General features: G+C 67.9%; 17 protein-coding genes and 2 pseudogenes. 12 read left to right on the plus strand and 7 right to left on the minus strand.

The window, feature by feature from the left end:
* Positions 1-1544 (plus strand): hypothetical protein (locus ACGFWI_RS10105; RefSeq protein ID WP_393905477.1); only part of this gene is annotated, 1544 nt, incomplete at its 5' end.
* Between the two features lie 308 nt (positions 1545-1852).
* On the opposite strand, the gene ACGFWI_RS10110 is transcribed toward ACGFWI_RS10105, so the two are convergent.
* A complete protein-coding gene (locus ACGFWI_RS10110; RefSeq protein WP_393905478.1) occupies positions 1853-2026 on the minus strand; it encodes a hypothetical protein in 174 nt (57 codons plus the stop codon).
* An 814-nt stretch (positions 2027-2840) separates the two neighbouring features.
* Here ACGFWI_RS10110 and ACGFWI_RS10115 point away from each other — a divergent pair.
* On the plus strand, positions 2841-3371 hold the full coding sequence (locus tag ACGFWI_RS10115; protein WP_393905479.1) for an RNA polymerase sigma factor: 531 nt from the start codon (positions 2841-2843) through the stop codon (positions 3369-3371).
* Positions 3371-4351: a hypothetical protein gene (locus ACGFWI_RS10120; RefSeq protein WP_393905480.1), complete on the plus strand. Its 981-nt coding sequence runs from the start codon at positions 3371-3373 to the stop codon at positions 4349-4351. The genes ACGFWI_RS10115 and ACGFWI_RS10120 overlap by 1 nt, the downstream gene beginning before the upstream one ends.
* A 193-nt stretch (positions 4352-4544) precedes the next feature.
* Here the strand turns inward: ACGFWI_RS10120 and ACGFWI_RS10125 are convergent.
* The 3 genes and pseudogenes from ACGFWI_RS10125 to ACGFWI_RS10135 all read right to left on the minus strand — a co-directional run bounded on the left by ACGFWI_RS10125 (position 4545) and on the right by ACGFWI_RS10135 (position 6899).
* Positions 4545-5791, minus strand: a pseudogene (locus tag ACGFWI_RS10125) (IS701 family transposase).
* A 123-nt stretch (positions 5792-5914) separates the two neighbouring features.
* Positions 5915-6289 (minus strand): VOC family protein, encoded by a 375-nt coding sequence (locus ACGFWI_RS10130; RefSeq protein WP_393905711.1) that lies wholly within the window; start codon positions 6287-6289, stop codon positions 5915-5917.
* Between the two features lie 376 nt (positions 6290-6665).
* Positions 6666-6899: a helix-turn-helix domain-containing protein gene (locus tag ACGFWI_RS10135; RefSeq protein ID WP_393905712.1), complete on the minus strand. Its 234-nt coding sequence runs from the start codon at positions 6897-6899 to the stop codon at positions 6666-6668.
* A 184-nt stretch (positions 6900-7083) separates the two neighbouring features.
* Between ACGFWI_RS10135 and ACGFWI_RS10140 the strand changes: the two genes are divergently transcribed.
* The 6 genes and pseudogenes from ACGFWI_RS10140 to ACGFWI_RS10165 all read left to right on the plus strand — a co-directional run bounded on the left by ACGFWI_RS10140 (position 7084) and on the right by ACGFWI_RS10165 (position 12655).
* Complete coding sequence (locus ACGFWI_RS10140; protein ID WP_393905481.1) at positions 7084-7401, plus strand: transposase; 318 nt, start codon at positions 7084-7086, stop codon at positions 7399-7401.
* Positions 7402-7884: 483 nt separating this feature from the next.
* Positions 7885-8673 (plus strand): annotated as a pseudogene (locus tag ACGFWI_RS10145) (ComEC/Rec2 family competence protein); the annotation flags it as partial.
* Positions 8674-8914: 241 nt separating this feature from the next.
* A complete protein-coding gene (locus ACGFWI_RS10150; protein WP_393905482.1) occupies positions 8915-9733 on the plus strand; it encodes a winged helix-turn-helix domain-containing protein in 819 nt (272 codons plus the stop codon).
* Entirely contained in the window at positions 9730-11049 is a 1320-nt protein-coding gene (locus ACGFWI_RS10155) for an MFS transporter (RefSeq protein WP_393905713.1), read from the plus strand. Before ACGFWI_RS10150 ends, ACGFWI_RS10155 begins: the two co-directional genes overlap by 4 nt.
* Before the next feature lie 287 nt (positions 11050-11336).
* The gene (locus tag ACGFWI_RS10160; protein ID WP_393905483.1) at positions 11337-11861 is read left to right on the plus strand and encodes an RrF2 family transcriptional regulator; all 525 of its coding nucleotides are present in this window, start codon (positions 11337-11339) and stop codon (positions 11859-11861) included.
* Positions 11861-12655 (plus strand): arylamine N-acetyltransferase, encoded by a 795-nt coding sequence (locus ACGFWI_RS10165; RefSeq protein WP_393905484.1) that lies wholly within the window; start codon positions 11861-11863, stop codon positions 12653-12655. The genes ACGFWI_RS10160 and ACGFWI_RS10165 overlap by 1 nt, the downstream gene beginning before the upstream one ends.
* Positions 12656-12679: 24 nt before the next feature.
* On the opposite strand, the gene ACGFWI_RS10170 is transcribed toward ACGFWI_RS10165, so the two are convergent.
* A complete protein-coding gene (locus ACGFWI_RS10170) occupies positions 12680-12946 on the minus strand; it encodes a hypothetical protein (protein ID WP_393905485.1) in 267 nt (88 codons plus the stop codon).
* Positions 12947-13042: 96 nt separating this feature from the next.
* On the opposite strand from ACGFWI_RS10170, the gene holA reads away from it, so the two are divergent.
* Positions 13043-14026: a DNA polymerase III subunit delta gene (gene holA, locus ACGFWI_RS10175; protein WP_393905486.1), complete on the plus strand. Its 984-nt coding sequence runs from the start codon at positions 13043-13045 to the stop codon at positions 14024-14026.
* A 345-nt stretch (positions 14027-14371) separates the two neighbouring features.
* On the opposite strand, the gene ACGFWI_RS10180 is transcribed toward holA, so the two are convergent.
* Complete coding sequence (locus ACGFWI_RS10180; protein WP_393905487.1) at positions 14372-15277, minus strand: hypothetical protein; 906 nt, start codon at positions 15275-15277, stop codon at positions 14372-14374.
* 762 nt (positions 15278-16039) lie between these two features.
* Positions 16040-16306 carry a 30S ribosomal protein S20 gene (gene rpsT / locus ACGFWI_RS10185; RefSeq protein WP_393905488.1) on the minus strand — a complete coding sequence of 89 codons (267 nt, stop codon included), beginning with the start codon at positions 16304-16306 and terminating at the stop codon, positions 16040-16042.
* A 520-nt stretch (positions 16307-16826) separates the two neighbouring features.
* Between rpsT and lepA the strand changes: the two genes are divergently transcribed.
* A complete protein-coding gene (lepA, locus tag ACGFWI_RS10190; protein ID WP_393905489.1) occupies positions 16827-18701 on the plus strand; it encodes a translation elongation factor 4 in 1875 nt (624 codons plus the stop codon).
* Between the two features lie 377 nt (positions 18702-19078).
* Positions 19079-20968 (plus strand): AMP-dependent synthetase/ligase, encoded by a 1890-nt coding sequence (locus tag ACGFWI_RS10195; protein ID WP_393905490.1) that lies wholly within the window; start codon positions 19079-19081, stop codon positions 20966-20968.
* Positions 20969-21074 lie beyond the last annotated feature (106 nt).

The raw sequence follows: 21074 nt of genomic DNA on the forward strand, positions 1-21074 counted from the left end.
CGGTCCGAAAGCCGGTCATCCACCGACGACTTCACCTGTCCGGGCCTTGGCACACCACTCCCAACGACCCGAACACCCCAAAGTCACCGGTATTGGGTCTAGACGAGGTCCTCATCCGCAAGAACGAATCCGGTGGCACCCGTTCCCTGGCGCTGACCGATCTGGTGCACCTGTCCGTGGTTACGGAGGACCGCATGATCGCCATGCCCTCCCCGGTCCTACGCACCGGCACCGCCAGCACCCGCACCGCGGAGACGTCGGTCATGCGGTTCCTCCTGACCGGGGAGGGAGACCCTTCCGTCGACACCGGGCCCAACGCGGGACAGCGGCGTGTAAACAGGGGACAGATCAACCTCTTGGACCAGCTCGTGATTGACTTGTACGCGAAGCTTGAGTCGGACGAGACTGAGCGCGACCTCAAGGACCGCCTGGCGCGGGTCAAAACCGCGATCGATGCGCAGAGCACTGCCCTGCGCGCGGCCGACGAAGGTCACCGCGAAGCGGTACGCGAGCGCATGAAGCACGCCCGCCGACTTGCCGGGCTAGACGAGCGGCTGGCCGAGGTCAGCGATCTGCTGGGACGGTTTAGCTTGCTGGAGGACCAGTACCGCTCCGATCTGGAGCGTTTGGTCATGGTCAACGAGGCTGGCAGCATCCTCGGCTACTTCCGCGTCGGAACCTGCGTCTTTTGCGGAGCGGATCCCGAGCACCAGCACCCCGGCCACAGCCAGCAGGAGGCCACTCAGCTCCACATTGCGGTGCAGGCGGAGGCTGCGAAGACGACTGCTTTGCTCACCGACCTCCTGCCGACTATCGCCGACCTCGCCTGCGAACAGGAAGAAAGCGCCCAGACGTGGCAGGCCGTCAAGGATGACCTGGAGGCGCTGGACGAACTCATCGCCGAAACCGAGGACCGGCTCGCACCGCTCAGGGAGGGCCTCCAGGAGCTGCTGGACACACGATCTGCAGTCGAGCGGGGGCTGGAACTGCATGCGCGGATCACGGAACTTGAGGACAAGCGCTCTCGCCTCGATGGGGAGGGAGCGGTGCCCGCTACCCGGCCTGCGGAGTACATCGCCGCCCGGGTCGTCAACGACTTCGACTCGGTCCTCCAACGCACCTTGGGCAGTTGGGAAGTACCAGCAGTCGACAACTCTGGGTACGACCAGTACAACGCCGAGATCCGGGCCGGGGGCCGCCCGCGCGCTGGTCGTGGCAAGGGCGTGCGATCCGTACTGCATTCGGCCTTCACGACCTCCCTGGCCCAATTCTGCATCGAACGAGACCTCCCCCATCTCGGCTTCGTCGTCCTGGACTCCCCCGTGGTCACCTACCGCCAGCCGGTGAAGTACACCCCAGAGGACCCCGACGTACCCGACGTGCGCATCACATCCACCGTCGTGGACCGCTTCTACGAGGACATGCTCGCCTTCCCCGGCCAAGCTGTGATCATGGAGAATGGCGATCCGCCTCTCGGCGTCCTCTCCGAGGCCACCACCTACAATTTCACCGCCGCCGACGGCCGCCCTGGCTTCCTCCCGTGAACCCCGTCGATTCCACGATCTGCAGGGCCTGCGCTGCAGCAACGAAGCCTCTGGTGCCCGAATTGAACCTCAACGTCTACGGGGGCGGGCGAATCATGCAACCGCCCTCCCCCGACCGCTCACCCGGCAAGACGGACCTGTCGCGGTGGTTGCCGGGGGATCTCCTCGGCGCGCGAGCGTTGGACTACCACTCGGCCACCGACCTTCGCGGGACTCGCAGCATGGAAGGCGGTGGGCGACCTGCTGCCCAGGGGGCCGCCACATCTGGACCGCAGGACTCTGAGCGCCGGCCATGAGACTGGTGCGGCTCAGCGCATAACGATCGGCGTCACGAGCGCTCCCAGGGCGGCTGCAGCGGCGAGGCCCACGACCAGTGGTTCGCGTGCAGCTGGATGACGGTATGCCAGGTACGCCAGTCCGCCGGAGACGAGGGCGATGACAAGAACAAGCAGGACTAGGACGAGCAGGGCGATCGTGGTCATGGTGGTGTTCTCTCCGGGGTCGGGCGTGGGCGTTTCGCATGCGAAGGCTGGAGCGTGGACGGGTCACCCCTTGCGTCTGGCGACACGACAGGGCTCGAAGACTGGCTTAGCGGGGGCTTAGCCCCCGCAAGGGCGAGTCGGTAGCCGAGCGCAACGGGCGGACCATGCGCCCAGCTTCGAGCCCGCTCACAGATGTAGGACGTCCCATTTGGGCTGCCGTTACACAGGAATCCGGGTACGGCAGTTGCCGTACCCGGATTCCTCCGGCGTGCCTGGCTGAACCGCCGTCTGACACGTGCATGTAAGAGAGTCCACTCCCGATCCACACAAGTGGCGCCCGTCTCGGTGATAATTGCAGGCGGGCAGCCAAGGCATGAGTAGGCATACTGAGAGCCGATCCACGCCCCCCACATCGCGCAGGCCGGAGTGATCTCGGTCCCCTCCGACAACGGAGCACTCGTACGCTAAGCCCGCTGCGGAGCTGGGTATACGTATCGAGTTCTACGACAGGATGGTCGCGGAGGACGCGCCGTCCGAGAGGTACCTCGTTGCCTCTCGACCGGGCCGAGGGGTACCGGCCCGCGGCGGTGCTGGTGGTCGGGACTTCGTCATCGTGCCAGTCCTGCGGTGGTCACCGTCCGTGGGAAAGGAGCCTGCGACCACTCGACCTCAACTCATTCGTGTTCGGGTGTAACAGCGGTCCAGCCACGGGCGTCCTACCCCTGTGAGCGGGTCCCCCGAGGGCTCCTCCTGCGCGTCCTTGAAGCCGGGGCGCAATGTCAGCCCGAGCGATAGATGACGGAGTCAGGGAGCTGTGAGCAGTGAAGCGCCGCGCACGGACGATGAGTTCAGGACCTTCTATCGTTGGTCCTACAACCGGACTCTGCGTCGCCTGATGGCCAAGAGCCGCCTGTCGCAGCAAGATGCCGAAGACGTCCTATCGAAGGCCTACCAGGAGACGGCACGGTACTGGCGTCAGATCCGCGATCCGCAGGGCTTCCTCTGGGACCGGGTCTCCAAGCGGCTCCTGGACCATGTGGAGAAGGCGAAACGAGCGCGCGAACGAGAGTTCCTGTGCGACATGACGGACAACGTCATCGTGCAGGCGGCGCCGGCGGAAGGGGAGCCCGAGCAGTGTGTGGGCCTCCTCCGCCTCAATGAACTTTTCGGCAAGCTGTCGGCCGACGATCAGAAAGTGATTGCCCTCGCATATTCCGGTGCCAGCAAGGAAGAGCAGGCCAAGGCTTTTGGCTCGACGGTAGGAGCGGTCAAAGTCCGCCTCAGCCGGGCAACGACGAAGCTGCGAAAGATGGTCGCGCAGGACCAGGAAGCGGAGGTGCGGTGATGTTCGAGAACGCGGATCGAACGTACGTGACGGTGTCCACGGGGGCCGGGAAGACCTACAGCCTGGCCCTGGTGGCGTACTGGCACCTCATGCAGTCGCCGCCGGACGTGGAGGAGCCGGACTTCTCCGCCGCAGATGACTTCACGCCGGTACCCGACGATGAGCTGGAACGCCGGCTGGCCGAAATCGACGGCGGCGGTGTCGAGTCGCTCCCGGAAGAAATCGAAAGCATTTCGGACAGTAGCCTATTCCTTCTGGAGCCGCAGGATCGAGTCGACGGATCTTGCGCGGAGAGCGGAGTCACCTATCGGCGCCCTCACCTCCCGTCCAGCTTCGAACAGTTTCATCAGCGGCACGTTTCGAATTTTCCCTTCTCTGCAGAAATTACACTGGAGAAAATTCGAAGCAGGTCACAGGCGAATAGCCCCATCATTTTCGTCTCCTTCAACCTGCACGCAAGCATTCGCGCATTCCCGAGCAAGCTGACCGATAAATACCGGCGGCCTGATTCGCATCATTTGAATTGGCGCATCCGTGAGCCGTACACGCATTGGCGGGAGGGCGGTGGCGACTTGAAGAGGAAAGAGCCCACCCACGACGATGAACTCTTCAGGCAGCTTCGGCATGCCGTGTGGGAGTCCATCACGAGGAATGCTTGGACGATCCTCGTGGACGAGCTTGAGGAAGTCCACGATCCACACGAGGCCTTGTACTCGCTTATCTCGACAGCGACCATGTTCACCACTGCGACGGCGTCCGACGGCAGTTGGTCGCTGGTGTTCGCCGCGCCTCCAGACCCCGGCGTGGACATGTGCCGGCACTACGTGGGGCGACGGCAGCCGCAACTTGCCGTGATGGAACTACCAGGCAATCCGCCCGTCAGCAACGAGCAGCAAAACGAGATGATGCGGCGGCGGGAAAAAGATTGGCGGGCTGAGCTATACGGAGCGGTGGCAGCTTTGAGTCGGCTACAAAAATAAATCCATGTGCTCTAACTTTGACCGTGCCAGGGCAGGCGCGGATACTGCTGTGCCCGCATTCGGGACGTCGCGGCGCGGAGATAGACCCCTGCCTGATCGACCCAAGGCGAGTGCCGCCGTGCGTACGCGTCTAGTACGCGCGGGCGGCGCAGGGCGTGCCCCTCTAGTACTCCAGTAGTACTCCAGCTGTAGATCATGATCTTCGTGTCTGGGATGCGGCTTGTCGCTGGTAGTGGCTGGTGCGGGATCGCTGCTGGTGGCGGCGTCGCCAGTCGGACCAGCTGAGTCGGTGGGCGATGTCGTGGAGGGGCTGGAAGACGAGCGTGATGAACAGGTGCTGGATCTCGTTACAGGACAGCGGGACCAACGCGTCCGAGGCGGGGTTGCGGGCGTGTTCGTCGGCGCGGACGACGGCGAGGAAGGCGTGGGCGAGCATCGTGAGGGTGACCCAGCGGGTCCAGGAGGGGTAGCGGCGGACTTGGTGTTCATCGAGTCCGGCCAGCCCTTTCTCGGTCTGGAAGGTCTCTTCCACACGCCATCTGGATCCGGCGGCCCGCACCAGCTCGGTCAGCGGCACCGGCTGGGGTGAGAAGCAGCGGTAGTAGGCGAGTTCGCTGGTGGTGCGGTTGCGGCGGATCAGGAACGGGCGGCTGCCCGGGGCCGCCTCGGTGAGATCGATGACGGCCCAGTCGTAGAACCGCTGTCCCTTCGCACCGCGTCCGGCCGAGAGCTTCTGCCAGGCCCGCTTCGGCACCTTCTTCACCAGGGCATCGGCTCGGAACGTGCCCGCACTGGTGGCCACTTCGGCCGAACAGGCCACCGCGAGGACATAGCCGATGCCGCGTTCCTCCAGAGCCGTGCGCAGTTTGGGGTTGCCGCCGTAGACCTCATCCCCGGAGACCCAGCCCACGTGGTGTCCGGCGTCCAGGAACCGTTCGATCATCGTGCCGGCCAGTTCCGGCTTGGTCGCGAAGACGGTGTCCTCGCCGAGCCCCGCTGCCCGGCAGCGGTCCGGGTCGCATGTCCACGAGCGCGCGATGTACAGCTCCCGGTCCACCGCCGCGTGTCCCCGCTCGCCCGCGTAGACGAGGTAGACGGCGACCTGGGAGTTCTCGATCCGCCCGGCCGTTCCGGTGTACTGGCGCTGGACCCCGACCGTGTGGGTGCCCTTCTTCACATCGCCGGTCTCGTCGACGACCAGCACCGCCGCCTCGTCGTGGAGGTGCTCGGCGACGTATTCGCGCATGTCGTCGCGGACGGCGTCGGCATTCCAGGAGGCCCGGCACAGCAGATGCTGCATGCCGTGCGGGCTCGCTCCCCGGCCCACTCCGCGATCGTCCAGCAGTTTTTGCGCGGTAGGTCCGACAGCAGGCCCAGCACCAACCGCCCGGCCCGCAGGCGGGGTTCGTAGCGGCTGAACCAGCCCGCGATCCGGCTCATGGCCACCTCGAACGCCTCCCGCCATCGGGCGGGATCTATGCTGTGGCCTGCGGCCACCGTCTCGTCGTCAGTCCACACAACTCACGATGATCACCGGTGGCCGCACTCCTTCGGTGCCCCCTGTCAGTCCCGGACGAGGCAGAACGGGTGACCTGCCGGGTCGGCAAAGATGCGCCAACTCCGTTTTCCGTCACCCTCGTCGAGCAGTGTGGCACCCCGGTTGAGGACGTCTTCCTGGGCTCGTTCCAGGTCCTTGACACCCAGGTCGAGGTGGAACTGCTGGGGCCGAGCGGGGTCCGGCCACCGTGGTGGCTGATGGTCTTCCACCCGCTGGAAGGCAAGCACGAGCCCGTCGGTGTGGAGCGTCGCCCAGCCGTCGCCGAGCGACCACCGCGGATCCGGCTGGTTCACTACGCCGCCGAGAAGCGACTGGTAGAACCGGGACAGCTCAAGGACATCGGCACAGTCCAACACCACACACTGCAGCTTGGCGATCATGAAGGGCAGCGTCTCACGACGTCTGATCACGATCTACAGCTGGAGTACTAGCCATGACGACATCACGCATGCAACGTCAGTAGCCACATGACCTGCGCCAGCCAACCATCCCCCCGGGCCTGCTGCGGCGAACGCGGGCAGCTCAGGTTCAGAGCCCAGCCTTGCCAAGCGGCTTCGAACGCGGATCCACGAGCTCACCACGTGCCTGTCTGCGCATAGAGGGTCACCAGAAGCGGCCTAGACCAAGCTTGAAGTCAACGTTGGGGCATTGGGGCTGCCGTCCGGGTGGCAGCCAGCGCTCGAACAGCGACGAGTAACTCTGGGAGCGCCGCCGCACGTGTGGGCCTTCACGCCATGGCAGCCTCGGTGCATCGCTTCAATCCTGTGTCGGGCTGCTGGCCTCCGGAAACAACCCCTGCTCGGCGTCGAAGACGGCTAGAAGACGAGAAGGTTGGACGTGCAGGCCTCGAGCAAGATTGATCAAGGTTGTCAAGCTTGGGTTGCGCTGGCCGTGCTCGATATAGACCACTCCGCGGAAGCTCAGGCCACTTTGGGCCGCCAGCTCTTCCAAGGTCATGCCGCGAGCCTCGCGCATGCGCCGGAGGTGCATTCCGAACGCGTGAAGCACAGGGTCGGGCAGAGACAGAGGCACGGCACCGACTTGAACACTCGCGCCTCTTTGGTCACCATGAACAGCTGTGCATAATTCATCCAGGAATGCGTGGAGACCGCTCAGTAGGCTGCCGTCCGTAAAGCTTGTCCGGCCATGCCGAACGGCTTGGAGGTAACGAATCGTGCCCGCTCAGCGCAGGTATCCGCCCGACGTCATGGAACGCGCCGTGCGCATGGTCCTCGACATCCGCGCCCAGGACCCGGACCGCGCTGGCGTGGTCGGAACTGTCGGCGACCTCATGAAGATTCATCCTGAGGTACTGCGGCATTGGGTCAAGAAGGCCGAGGCGATCCGGCGCGAGCCCACGGCCGAGGCCCCAGGGGACGATCAGCTGCGCGAGCTGGAGCGCGAAGTCCGGGACCTACGCCGTGCCAATGCAGTTCTTAGGGCCGCCGCGCTAATGTTCGCCTCAGAGCTCGAGCTTGCCCAAACCCGCTGAGTCTTCTGGGCTTCCCCACTCGTGCCGGCCGGGCCCGGCCGGCCTACCGCTGGGTCGAAGAGAGCACACGGCTGTTGGCCAACCCGCCCCGAAATGCATCGAGTTTCCTGTGGTGGGCGTGCAGCCGCCCGGCAGCGTCCGCCTGCGCTGACAGGACACCGGATTAACGATCGGTGGCGACCGGCTGGAAGCCCTAGAACTCCTTCACCACGGTCAAATTGTGGTCGATCATCCTCGGTGCGCATCCAGTGCCCGCGTACCGCTTCCCGGCGACGGTGTTCGCCGTCCCAAGTCGCAGGGCGCCCTGTTGTCGGCGCCGATCGGGCTTACGGGCTTGCTGGAGTCAGGCCACGAAGTCCTGGACCTCGCGAATCTGTTCAGCCGGATCTTTTGGCGGTGCGGACGACGGCTTGGCTGGCCGCCACCTTCGGGCAGAGCCCCCGGCTGAGTAGGCACCCACGACACGCAGAACTTGACAGAGAAGACGTGGGGCAGGGCGACGGCCTGGTGCTGGCTGCCGGGGACGGCACGGCGCTGGTGGTGGACACCGGGCCCGAGCCCCACGCCATCGACCGCTGCCTCACCGACCTGGGTATCCGACGTATTCCGCTACTGGTCCTGACGCACTTCCACGCCGACCATGTGGACGGGCTCCCCGGAGCGCTCCGCGGCCGCTCCGTCGGTGCGATCGAGACCACGACGCTGCAAGATCCTCCGGGGCAGGCACAGTTCGTGCGCACAATGGCTGCGGCGGCCCGAGTTCCGGTCATCCGCGCCGTACCGGGGGAGCGGCGCCACCTGGGCCCACTGACCTGGGAGGTCCTCTGGCCCCCCGCTCCACCCGGGCTCCCCGGCCCCGGCAGCCCCACCGGCCCCTACAGCCAACCAGCCGACCCCGACACCCTCGACGGCCCCAACGACGCCAGCGTCACCCTGCTCGTCCGTACGGGCGGACTGACCCTCCTGCTGCTCGGTGACCTCGAACCACCCGCACAGCGCGCACTGTTGGCAGCCCACCCGGAGCTGGGTGGCGTCGATGTCCTGAAGGTGGCCCACCACGGCTCCGCCTATCAGGACCCGCCGTTGATGCATCGGCTGGCGCCACGCCTGGCGCTGATCTCCTGCGGCATGGGCAATCCGTACGGCCACCCGGCGCCCCGCACCATCGCGGCGCTGCGCGCCCAGGGCGCCCGGGTGCTGCGGACGGACACCGACGGCGCCATCGCGATCCTGGGCACCACGGCCAGGCTGTCCACGACGGTCAACGGCCACCGGTCCAAGTCCCGTCCGGTCAACGACCGGAGAGCCCGTTCTCGTCCATCCGACGGCCGCCGAACCGGCGCCGGCCGAGCCGATGGCCGCCGAGCCACGCTGCGCGGGCCCGCCCGCCGCCGCTCAGGTACCCGTCCCCATGCCCTTCCCGTCGGCAACCGCCGGATCAGACGCCGCCTCCGCCCTCACCGCGGGCGGTCCCACTCTTGTAAAGGAACCTTTCTAAAGATATCTTTACTTCATGCCCAAGAGGTCGGAGCGGTCCCAGCAGTCCGAGTCGGAGCGGCCCGACGCGGTCGGCGAACTACGGCCGCAGCCGGACCCGTTCGCGGACTGCACCCAGCTCTCCGATCCGCGTGCGCTGCGCGCCTATGCCCACCCCACCCGCATGGAGCTGGTGGGGCTGCTGCGCCGCGAAGGTCCGCTCACCGCCACCCGCGCGGCCGAGCTGACGGGGGAGTCCGTCGCCAGTTGCTCGTACCACCTGCGGATGCTCGCCAAGTACGACCTGGTGGAGGAGGCCGAGGGCGGGCGCGGGCGCGAGAAGCCATGGCGCGCGACCGCGCAGTTCACCGGCTGGCCGGAGTACTCCGACGATCCCGATGTCGCCGAGGCCTCCGCGGCCCTGAACGTCGCGCTTGCCGAGAATTACTTCACCAAGATGACGCACGCCTTGGAGCAGCGCGCTGCCCTGCCCCGGGCATGGCAGCAGGCCGAGCAGTACGGAGATGTCTCGCTCTACCTCACCGCCGAGGAGCTCACCGAGCTCGGCGAACAGGTAATGGAGTTGCTCAGCCCGTATGCGGCGCGGCTGCAGGACCCGGGGTCCCGGCCGGCCGAAGCGCGGCTGGTGAGCTTCCTGCGGGTTGCTTTCGTCCGTCACATCGAGACGCGGAGCGGCAGTGCATCGCGTGCCGGGGGCGATGGTACGGGCGACGGCGAGACCTCAGTCGGCGGCAAACCCACAGCTGGAGGTGGCACCGCCATCGCGGGTGGCTCCTCGGCCGACGCCCCAGCCGTGACCGAGGTCCCGGCCCCGGGCGAAGGCGGGGTCTCATGAGTTTGCCGAAGGCCCGGGTCCCCGTCCTCTTACGGGAGCGCGCGTTCCGCCGCTACTGGACGGCTCAGTCCGTCTCCCTGATCGGTGACCAGATCTCCCTGATCGCTGTCCCGCTGGTCGCCGTCCTCGTCCTGGGTGCCGGTGCCGCCGAGATGGGCCTGCTCAAGACCGCGGAGCTGCTCCCCGCCCTGCTGCTGAGTCTGCCTGCAGGTGCCTGGCTCGACCGACGGGCCCGGCGCCGCCGGATCATGATCGCCGCCGATCTGCTCCGCGCGCTGCTGATCGTCTCCCTGCCCGTCGCCTACGCTGTTGGCGCGCTCACTCTCGCCCAGCTCTACGCCGTGGCCTTCATGGTCGGTGCGTGCACCGTCCTCTTCGACATCTGCCAGATGACTCTCTTCGTCTCACTCGTTCCCAAGAGCCGCTTCGTCGAGGGCAATTCCCTGCTCAACGGCAGTCGCGCGATGGCATTCGTCAGCGGGCCCGGCGCGGGCGGTCTGCTCGTTCAACTGCTCGCCGTGCCCCTGGCACTGCTCGCCGATGCGCTGACCTTTCTGTGCTCCGCCGCGCTGCTGGCGCGTATCGCACCGGCCGAGCCGCCGCCCTCGCCGCCGGCCAAGGGCTATGTCACCCAGGGAGCGCGTTGGGCGCTGCGGCAGCCCGTCATGCGCGCGATGTTCGCCGCCTCCGGGACGGTGCAGTTCTTCAATCTCATGTTCCACACCCTCTTCGTGCTCTACGCCACCACCGAACTCGGCCTGAAAGCAGGAATGTTGGGGGCGGTTCTCGGGAGCGGCGCGATTGGCGGTCTCATCGGCGCGGCGGCCGCGGGCCGCGTGGTGCGCGGTATCGGTGTCGGGCCGACCATCCTTCTCGGCTACGCCGGATTCACCGTGCCGCTGCTGCTCGTCCCGCTGGCCGGTGGTGCCACTCCGCTGGTCATCGCGCTGCTCTTCGTCGCCGAATTCCTGTCGAGCGTCGGCGTGATGCTCGTTGACATCTCCTCCGGCTCGCTGCTCGCCGCGCTGATACCGGACGCCTTGCGCTCTCGCGTCGCCGGCGCCTCCCGCACCCTGAACTATGGCTTCCGCCCCCTCGGTGCCATGGCCGGTGGTGCGCTCGGCGCAGCTCTGGGGCTGCGTCCCACCCTCTGGATCGCCACCGCCGGTGCCACCCTCTGCCTCCTCTGGCTGCTGCCCTCGCCCGTGCCCCGAATACGCACGCTGCCGGGAGCCACCGCCGGGCAAGAGCCGGCACCCGGGCCGGACCTCACTCCCGCCGTGCACCTCCCCGAACGCGCTGGAGAAGCCACGTAGGCGTAGGCGGTGACGCCTGGCGGTGATACGACGGGCCGGCTGCGTGGGCCGACGGCATCAAGCGGGCTCAGCAGGTGTGGCGTCAGGGGCGCCGGGCCGGAGAAGGAGGGCTGTGCCGTGCTGTGCAGCAGACCCGATGGGGCAAGCAGGCCACCCGGGCCGGACGCATCACGACAGGCCGGACGCATCACGAAAGGCTGGATGCATCACGACAGGCCGGGGATGCCTCACGACAGGCCGTACGCATCGCGGAGAGCCGTTGAATCATGATCTGTAGGCTCCAGATCATGAGGATGAGTGAAGGCGTCGAGTGGAGCCTGCACTGCTGTGTGACGCTGGCCGGGCTCGAAGGGGGTGGGCCCGTGTCCACCGCTCGGCTGGCGGCTTCGTTCGAGTTGCCGGCGGCCTACTTGAACAAGCGGCTACAGGCGCTGGTCCGGGCCGGGATCCTGAGCTCCACCCCCGGCGCGCGGGGCGGTTTCCAGTTGGCGCGGCCACCGGAACGGATCACCCTCATGGACGTCGTCGCCGCGATCGAGGGCACCGAAGACGTCTTTCGGTGTACCGAGATCCGCCGGCGAGGAGCCGGGGCCGAGGCGTCCGGGGCATCCGGGGCATCCGGGGGATCCGGGGGATCCGGGAGGGAGTTCGGACGGCCTTGTGGGATCTCCACGGCGATGCGCAAGGCCGAGCTGGCCTGGCGACGTGAGCTGGCCGCACAGACCCTCGCCGAGGTAGTTGCCGCCACGCCCGCCTCGGCGGTGGAACGGACCCGCCGCTGGTTCGCCTCGGAGAGAAGGACCCACACCTGATGGACACCGCTGCCGCTGACGCCTACCTCACCCGGATCGGCGCCGACCGCCCCACCTCCCCCGATGCCGAGGCGCTGCGCGCGCTGCACCTCAGCCATTTGCGTACGGTCCCCTTCGAGAACCTCTCCATCCACCTCGGCGAGCAGATCGTGCTCGCGGAACAGCCGTTGCTGGACAAGATCGTCGGTGCTCGGCGAGGCGGCTTCTGCTACGAGCTCAACGGCGCTTTCGCCATGCTCCTCGGCGCGCTCGGTTATGAGGTCGAGCTGCTCCCCGCCCGGGTGTTCGGCGCCGACGGGCTCGGGATTCCGTATGACCACCTTGTACTGCGCGTCCGGACGCCGAGCGGGCCATGGCTTGCGGACGTCGGCTTCGGCAGGCACAGCCACTTTCCGCTGCGCTGGGACAGCCGTGCCGAGCAGGCCGATCCCGGTGGTGTGTTCCGGATCGAGGAGACGGGTGAGGGGGACCTCGATGTCCTGCGGGACGGCGATCCGCAGTACCGCCTGGAGCAACGCCCCCGTGCCTACGCGGACTTCGAGGCCGGATGCTGGTGGCACCGGACCTCGCCCAAGTCGCACTTCACCCAGTCCCTGGTGTGCTCACGGCTGACCGAGACCGGTCGGGTCACGCTCTCCGGACGTACGCTCGTGACCACCGGGACTGATGGTGCACGCGACGAACGCCAGGTGGGCGGGGACGAGGTTCTCGCTGTCTACCGGGAGCACTTCGGGATTGTTCTGGAGCGGGAGCCCGAGGTCGGCGGGGTGCGGGCGCCCGGGAGCGGCGCTTAGGTCCGCGTCCCCCGCGGCCCGTCGTTACTCGGCCTCGCGCCAGCCGTCGTACTCGGCCGCGAGGTCGTGCAGCCGCGCCGGATCATGGGCGGCGTCCGGGTCTTCGACCACCACCAGCCACTGGGCGTCCTCGGCGTCGTCCTCACCGGCCAGGGCGTCCCGTACGAGCTGGGGCTCCTCGGCGACACCGAAGCGTTCGGTCAGGGCCTCGGCCACCTCCTCCGCGGCGTCGCGGTCGGGCAGTACCAGTACATGCCGGAGGTGTGGTGGGTGTGGGGCAGCATCATTCACCCGGCCATTGTCCGACAAGGGGGTGGCGCTCCGGTCCGGCAGGGCCCCGGAGCGGTCCGGGCGGGGCTGTCAGTGGGGCGTGGGATGCTGGACGCGATGGCCAGGAAGACAGCTCAAGACGACCCGCTCGCCCCCGTCACGATCGCGGTGGGCCAGGAAGACCTGCTGCTGGATCGCGCGGTGCAGCAGGTGGTGGCGGCTGCCCGGGCTGCCGATGCGGACACCGATGTGCGCGACCTCGCTCCCGAACAGCTCCAGCCCGGCACCTTGGCCGAGCTGACCAGCCCCTCCCTCTTCGCCGAGCGCAAGGTCGTCGTGGTGCGCGCCGCCCAGGACCTTTCCGCGGACACCATCAAGGACGTCAAGGCGTACCTCGGCTCGCCCGCCGAGGAGATCACGCTGGTGCTGCTGCACGCCGGCGGTGCCAAGGGGAAGGGCCTGCTGGACGCTGCCCGTAAGGTCGGGGCACGGGAAGTGGCCTGCCCCAAGATGACCAAGCCGGCCGACCGGCTGGCCTTTGTGCGGGGCGAGTTCCGTGCGGTCGGGCGTTCGGCGACGCCCGAGGCCTGCCAGTCGCTGGTCGATGCGATCGGCAGCGATCTGCGTGAGCTGGCCTCGGCCTGTTCGCAGCTGACCGCCGATGTCGAAGGCACCATCGACGAGTCCGTGGTCGCGCGCTACTACACCGGCCGGGCCGAGGCATCGAGCTTCACCGTCGCGGACCGTGCCGTCGAGGGCCGGGCCGCCGAGGCGCTGGAGGCGCTGCGCTGGGCGATCGCCACCGGCGTCGCCCCCGTCATGATCACCAGCGCGCTCGCCCAGGGCGTACGCGCCATCGGCAAGCTGGCCTCCGCCCCGCGCGGCGCCCGCCCCGGCGACCTCGCCCGCGAACTGGGTATGCCGCCCTGGAAGATCGACCGGGTACGGCAGCAGATGCGCGGCTGGTCGGCGGACGGTGTGGCCACGGCGCTGCGCGCGGTGGCGGCGGCGGACGCGGGGGTGAAGGGCGGCGGGGACGACCCCGGGTACGCCCTGGAGAAGGCCGTCGTGGCGATTGCCCGGGCGGCCCGCTCGCGGTGAAGTAGCGGCCGCGGTCCTCCCGTCGGCGCACCCGCGCTGTCGCAGCGGGCAGAGGCAGGCCGGCCGGCCGTCATCGACCCCGTTGCAGCGCGATCAATCGCCGCGGCGCCGATCACGATGACGATGACCAATCGCAATCGCCACAATGACCATCAATCACCACGGCGACGATCAATCGCCACGATGACTTCCAATCGCCACGGCGACGACCAACTGCGACCACTCGCGACGACGACCAACCGCCGCGACGCGTCAGCCCGTCAGCCCGTCGGGCGTCAACCGTCAGGCGTCAACCGTCAGAGCGCCCGTGGCCACTACGGCCCGCTGCTCCCTGCGGGGCGACCCTCACCGGGACCGTGAGTTCTGCAGTCGCTTGAGTGTCTCCGTCGCGCTGGTCTTCAGCATCGTGGCGACCTCGGCGGCGGTCGGCTGCTTGCCGCCGCTGCTGCTCGACGCATAGCTCGACCACGTCGACTGGTACGTCATCCAGCCGTCCCGTACGCCGAGGATCACATACGAGCTGCTGCTCGTGCTGCCCTCGTCCTTCCGGGTCACCAGATAGGCCTCGTCACCGATTCCCGGCACGGCATCGACCTTGTAGCCGACCGAGGTGTCCTGCTTCTCGTACGAGCGGTAGCCGTCGGCGAACTCCGGTGCCGGGTCGGTCTCCCGGTGCAGCGTGGCGGTGTTGTAGAGCCAGGTGGAGGAGTAGGCGGAGCTGCTTGCGGTGTCCTGCTCGAACGAGACGTTGCACGTCATCGTGTCCAGGGACTTCAGCTGGGCGCCGCTGTGCTGCGGGTTGGCGTCCTTCGAGGCGGTTCCGGTGTTCGCCTTGGTCTTGAAGTGCGCGTTCTCGAAGGGCGTCATCGAGGTGTCCGCACACAGATCGCCGGTGTAGGCGTAGCCCGCGAGGTCGGGGCTGGGCTCGGAGGAGAAGCCCCCGGTGGCGAACAACACCGAGCTCCAGATCGCGGACGCGGCGACCACCCCGCCGACGGCCCAGAGCCAGCCGGACATTCCGCGGCCCGCGCCGCCGGGTGCCGCTACAGGTGCCGCGGTGGGCGGCCCCACCGGCGGGGCGGGTACGCCGGGTGCCGGATAGCCGTATCCGCCGGCCTGCCCCTGCGGCATGGCCTGTTGTGCGTAGGGATTTTGTTGTGTGGGCACCGGATTCTGGGGTGCGGGCACCTGACCGTATGGATTGGGCTGCGGCTGGCCGTATGGATTGTTCTGGTCCCCCGATATCGACATGGCCGCAGCGTAGCGGACCCCGCGAAAAGCGAACCCGGCTCTGCGGCACGGAATTTATCCCACGGCGAGCAGACCGAGGTACGGCCCCACCTGCCCCACCACAAGCTCACGCCACCGCCGCCCCATTCCAGTAGCCGCCTATCAAGTGCCCCGCAAACAGAGGCCCGGCAAACAAAGGCCTCGCAACCGGGACCCTGCAACGGAGCTCCGCAACAACACCCCACCGTCAACAGGTCTCGACAACAGGTCCCCACAAAAAATGGCTCCGGAAAAAGGGCTTCACAACAGAAGTCCACAACAAAGGCCCATGCGAAAGGCGCGCCCCAAAAGCCCCGTGCAAAGCCACCCACAAGTAAAGCTCCACAACGAAAACTCACAACGAAGCCCCACAGTGAAAGCTCACGGGAACACCCACGGGAAACCCCACACCGAAACCCCCGACGGCAAAGCCCCCGCCGACCAAGCCGCAATGAAAGAAACCCAACGGCAGAAACCCAACGACAGAAGGCCCCGCCTCGCCCCTGGGGAAGGGGGGAGGCGGGGCCTTCGTATCAAGCTGTTGCGGCTTGGTCGGCGGTGTACGCCGAGTGGGCCGGGTGCGCCGCACCCGCGTGGCGAACGCAGGCCGTGTGCGGCGCGGTGGTGCATCGGTCAGGGAGCGGAGAGAGGGGCCGCTGGGTCCCTGCCGACAGGGGTACTACAGGTTCTGCGGTGGACGAAGATCAGACCTGGTCAGGCCGATGATCTTCGCCGGAAGGAAGGTCAGGCCTTGAGGGTCGCGACCTTCGTCGCCAGCGCCGACTTCTTGTTGGCGGCGGCGTTCTTGTGGATGACACCCTTGCTGACGGCCTTGTCGAGCTTCTTGCCGGCCTCGGCCTGGGCGGCGGTGGCCTTCTGCAGGTCACCGGCCTCCACGGCCTCGCGGGTGCGACGGATCGCGGTCTTCAGAGTGGACTTGACAGCCTTGTTGCGCTGACGAGCCTTCTCGTTGGTCTTGATCCGCTTCATCTGGGACTTGATGTTCGCCACGAAAGAGCCTTTTCAGGTTCGTTGGAGTTTCGAGTTGCGCCGCGCACCTGAGAGGGCACGAAGCGCAGTGGACCAGGCTACCAGCAGGGTCGACGGCCTCCCAAACCGGACCGGACCCACCGCCCGACCGCGGCCGAGCCCCCGCCCGGAAGCGACCCACCCTCGGCCGCTGCCCCGCTGCCCCGCTGCCCCGCTGCCCTGCTGCCCTGCTGCCCCGCCCCGAAGCGCCCGTCCCCGGGCCGACGAGCCGCGCCTGCCCCACCACCGGCCGGCGAGCCGCGCCCACCCGCCCCCGAAGCGCCCCCCGGCCGACGAGCCACCCCCGCGCCCACCCCGAAGCGTGACCCCACCCCCTGAGCCGCCCGCGAGCCCCCCGCCCCCACCCCCGAAGCGCCCGCCCGAAGCCTCCGAACCCCACCTCGCCCCGCCCAAACCGGACCGAGCCCCTCGCTCATGGGACGATGGGGGAGACGTCATATACCCGAGTCCCGCCTACCCGCGTTCACTGAATGGACCCTGCGTGCCCGCGACCCCTACGAACGTGCCGGAGCCGAGCCGTACCGATCCGGCCCTCCTCCGTAACTTCTGCATCATCGCGCACATCGACCACGGCAAGTCGACGCTCGCCGACCGGATGCTCCAGCTCACCGGTGTCGTCGACCAGCGGCAGATGCGCGCGCAGTACCTCGACCGCATGGACATCGAGCGCGAGCGCGGCATCACGATCAAGTCCCAGGCGGTCCGGCTGCCCTGGGATCCCACCGAGGGTGAAGAGGGAAGTGGCACGACCCACATCCTCAACATGATCGACACCCCGGGCCACGTCGACTTCACCTACGAGGTCTCCCGCTCGCTCGCCGCGTGCGAGGGCTGCGTCCTCCTCGTCGACGCCGCTCAGGGCATCGAGGCCCAGACCCTCGCCAACCTCTACCTGGCGATGGAGCACGACCTCACGATCATTCCCGTCCTCAACAAGATCGATCTGCCGGCCGCGCAGCCCGAGAAGTTCGCCGCCGAGCTGGCCAATCTGGTCGGCTGCGAGCCCGAGGACGTCCTCAGGGTCTCCGCCAAGACCGGCGTCGGCGTGGCCGAGCTGCTGAACAAGGTCGTCCGCGAGGTGCCGGCTCCGGTCGGCGTCAAGGACGCGCCCGCCCGCGCGATGATCTTCGACTCGGTCTACGACGCCTACCGCGGTGTCGTCACCTACGTGAAGGTCGTCGACGGCACGCTCGGCAAGCGCGAGCGCATCAGGATGATGTCGACCGGCGCCGCTCACGAGCTCCTGGAGATCGGCACGAACTCCCCGGAGATGAAGGCGGCCGACGGGCTGTCCGTCGGTGAGGTGGGCTACCTGATCACCGGTGTGAAGGACGTCCGGCAGTCCAAGGTGGGTGACACGATCACCCAGCTCAACAAGGGTGCCGAGCAGCCGCTGGGCGGCTACAAGGACCCCAAGCCGATGGTGTTCTCCGGTCTGTATCCCCTGGACGGCTCGGACTACCCGGAGCTGCGCGAGGCACTGGACAAGCTGCAGCTCAACGATGCCGCGCTGGTCTACGAACCGGAGACCTCCGCGGCCCTGGGCTTCGGCTTCCGCGTCGGCTTCCTGGGCCTGCTGCATCTGGAGGTCATCCGCGAGCGTCTGGAGCGCGAGTTCGGCCTCGAACTGATCGCCACCGCGCCGAACGTGGTCTACCGCGTCGACATGGAGGACGGGGCCGAGCACGAGGTCACCAACCCGAGCGAGTTCCCGACGGGCAAGATCGACAGGGTGCACGAGCCGGTCGTACGAGGCACGATCCTGGCGCCGAGCGAGTTCATCGGCTCGATCATGGAGCTGTGCCAGAACCGCCGCGGCAACCTCCTCGGCATGGACTACCTCTCCGAGGACCGCGTCGAGATCCGCTACACCCTCCCGCTCGCCGAGGTCGTCTTCGACTTCTTCGACCAGCTCAAGTCCAAGACCCGTGGCTATGCGTCGCTGGATTACGAGCCCACCGGCGAGCAGGTTGCCGACCTGGTGAAGGTCGACATCCTGCTGCACGGCGACAAGGTCGACGCGTTCTCGGCGATCTGCCACAAGGACAAGGCGTACGCGTACGGCGTGCGGCTGGTCGCCAAGCTGCGGGAGCTGATTCCGCGGCAGAGCTTCGAGGTGCCGATCCAGGCCGCCATCGGCAGCCGGGTCATCGCCCGTGAGACGGTCCGCGCCATCCGCAAGGACGTCCTCGCGAAGTGCTACGGCGGTGACATCTCCCGTAAGCGGAAGCTGCTGGAGAAGCAGAAGGAAGGCAAGAAGCGGATGAAGATGGTCGGCAGCGTGGAGGTCCCGCAGGAGGCTTTCATCGCGGTGCTGTCCTCGGACTCCGACGGCGATGCGAAGGCGAAGAAGTAACGCGTCGCCCGCGAAGGCCGTTCGCCGGCCCGGAAGCCGCCGGGCGGAGCGGCCACATGGCAGGAAACAGGGCGCCGGTCCCCATGGAGGGGGCCGGCGCCCTGTCGGCTTTCCCCAGCTCACCGGGGTGAATGCGGAGTGCGGAGTGCGGCGTGGCCTGCGAATGGTGTGATCTCTCCCACCTGGCGCGGCCGGTACGGGCCCTCGGGGCGGCTCACTATCGGTCGTTGCGCGTGCTACGTACACCTATCTCACTGGTCACATCCTGAACCAGTCGGCCTCAGCCCCTTACGCGTGGGCGCATCGCGCTCTAGTCTGATCACTGCTCAAAGGTTACTCGCGAGTCACCAGCATCGAAGCGGGCCACGGAGGACGCCGTGACGGACACCCACACGCTGATCGAAAACCGGCCGCCTTCAGTGGCGCACCTCTTCCTGGAACGGGTTGCGGCCACGCCCGATATAGAGGCCTATCGCTATCCGGTCCCGGCCGCTTCCGGACAGGGGGCGGACGACTGGAAGGCGATCAGCTGGGCGCAGGCCGCGGACCGCGTCTACGCCGTGGCCGCCGGGCTCATTGCGCTCGGCATACTGCCCGAGGAGCGGGTGGCGCTGGCCGCCAACACCCGCGTCGAGTGGATCCTCGCCGACCTCGGTGTGCTCTGCTCCGGCGCCGCCACCACCACGGTCTACCCCAGCACCAACGTCGAGGAGACCGCCTACATCCTGGCCGACTCCGGCAGCCGGGTGCTGATCGCGGAGGACGCCGGGCAGCTCGCCAAGGCGCGCGAGCGGCGCGCGGAGCTGCCCGAGCTGGCGCATGTCGTCGTCATCGACGAGGCGGGCGTGGAGCCCGCCGAGGGCGATCCGGAGGGCTGGGTGCTCACCCTGGCCGAGCTGGAGAAGCGCGGCACCGCCTATCTGGAGGACCACCCGGAGTGCGTCAAGGAGCGGGTCGCCGCACTGCGCGCCGACCAGCTGGCGACGCTGATCTACACCTCCGGGACCACCGGCCGCCCCAAGGGCGTACAGCTGCCGCACGACTGCTGGTCGTACATGGCGCGCGCGATCCCGTCGACCGGCATGGTCACCCAGGAGGATGTGCAGTACCTCTGGCTGCCGCTGGCGCACGTCTTCGGCAAGGTGCTCACCGCGGGCCAGATCGCGGCCGGTCATGTGATCGCCGTCGACGGCCGGGTCGACAAGATCATCGAGAATCTGCCGGTCGTCCGGCCCACGTACATGGCGGCAGTGCCGCGGATCTTCGAGAAGGTCTACAACGGTGTCGCGGCCAAGGCCCGTGCGGGCGGCGGCGCCAAGTACAAGATCTTCCAGTGGGCGGCCGAGGTGGCCCGCGAGTACGCCAAGGTCTCGCAGGACAACTTCCGCCGCACCGGCAACGCCTCGGTGCCGTTCGCGCTCGGCGCCAAGCACAAGATCGCCGATGCGCTCGTCTACGCCAAGCTGCGGGAGGCGTTCGGCGGCCGGCTGCGCGCCGCGGTCTCCGGCTCGGCCGCGCTCTCACCGGAGATCGGCTACTTCTTCGCCGGCGCCGGCATCCACATCCTGGAGGGCTACGGCCTGACGGAGTCCAGCGCCGCCAGCTTCGTCAACCCCGGCGAGGCCTACCGCACCGGCACGGTCGGCAAGCCGCTGCCCGGCACCGAGGTGCGGATTGCCGAGGACGGCGAGATCCTGCTGCGCGGCCCCGGCATCATGCAGGGCTACCACGGCCTGCCGGACAAGACCGCCGAAGTCCTGGAGGCGGACGGCTGGTTCCACACCGGTGACATCGGCGAGCTCTCCGCGGACGGCTATCTGCGGATCACCGACCGCAAGAAGGACCTGATCAAGACCTCGGGCGGGAAGTACATCGCGCCCGCCGAGGTCGAGGGCCAGTTCAAGGCGGTCTGCCCGTTCGTCTCCAATGTGCTGGTGCACGGCGCCAACCGGAACTTCTGCACCGCGCTGATCGCCCTCGACGAGCCGACGATCATGTCCTGGGCGCAGGAGCACGGGCTGGCCGGCAAGGAGTACGCCGATCTCGTCGCCACCGACCAGGTCCGCGAGCTGGTCGACGGCTATGTCGAGCGGCTCAACGAGGGGCTGCAGCGCTGGCAGCAGATCCGCAAGTTCCGGCTGCTGCCGCGTGACCTGGACATCGAGCACGGTGAGGTGACCCCCAGCCTCAAGGTCAAGCGGCCCGTGGTGGAGCGGGTGTTCAAGGACCTGCTCGACGACATGTACGCCGGCACGCGCGAGGCGTAGCCGCAAGGGCGCGGCGGTACGGGGCGGGCCGGGTCGGCGCGCCCCGCACCGCCGCGCCCGTACGGGTGAATGCGGCCGCCGGCGGGAACCGCGGCTGCCGCTGAAG

This window comes from Streptomyces sp. NPDC048434, from assembly GCF_043200375.1.
Taxonomy (GTDB): domain Bacteria; phylum Actinomycetota; class Actinomycetes; order Streptomycetales; family Streptomycetaceae; genus Streptomyces.

Bases quoted from the DNA above. Each gene is read 5' to 3' on its own strand.
- ACGFWI_RS10180 (WP_393905487.1), bottom strand. From the start codon at position 15,277: ATGTCGATATCGGGGGACCAGAACAATCCATACGGCCAGCCGCAGCCC.
- ACGFWI_RS10110 (WP_393905478.1), bottom strand. From the start codon at position 2,026: ATGACCACGATCGCCCTGCTCGTCCTAGTCCTGCTTGTTCTTGTCATC.
- holA (WP_393905486.1), top strand. From the start codon at position 13,043: ATGGCCAGGAAGACAGCTCAAGACGACCCGCTCGCCCCCGTCACGATC.
- ACGFWI_RS10155 (WP_393905713.1), top strand. From the start codon at position 9,730: ATGAGTTTGCCGAAGGCCCGGGTCCCCGTCCTCTTACGGGAGCGCGCG.
- ACGFWI_RS10130 (WP_393905711.1), bottom strand. From the start codon at position 6,289: ATGATCGCCAAGCTGCAGTGTGTGGTGTTGGACTGTGCCGATGTCCTT.
- ACGFWI_RS10135 (WP_393905712.1), bottom strand. From the start codon at position 6,899: ATGCACCTCCGGCGCATGCGCGAGGCTCGCGGCATGACCTTGGAAGAG.
- ACGFWI_RS10165 (WP_393905484.1), top strand. From the start codon at position 11,861: ATGGACACCGCTGCCGCTGACGCCTACCTCACCCGGATCGGCGCCGAC.
- ACGFWI_RS10160 (WP_393905483.1), top strand. From the start codon at position 11,337: ATGAGGATGAGTGAAGGCGTCGAGTGGAGCCTGCACTGCTGTGTGACG.
- ACGFWI_RS10120 (WP_393905480.1), top strand. From the start codon at position 3,371: ATGTTCGAGAACGCGGATCGAACGTACGTGACGGTGTCCACGGGGGCC.
- ACGFWI_RS10150 (WP_393905482.1), top strand. From the start codon at position 8,915: ATGCCCAAGAGGTCGGAGCGGTCCCAGCAGTCCGAGTCGGAGCGGCCC.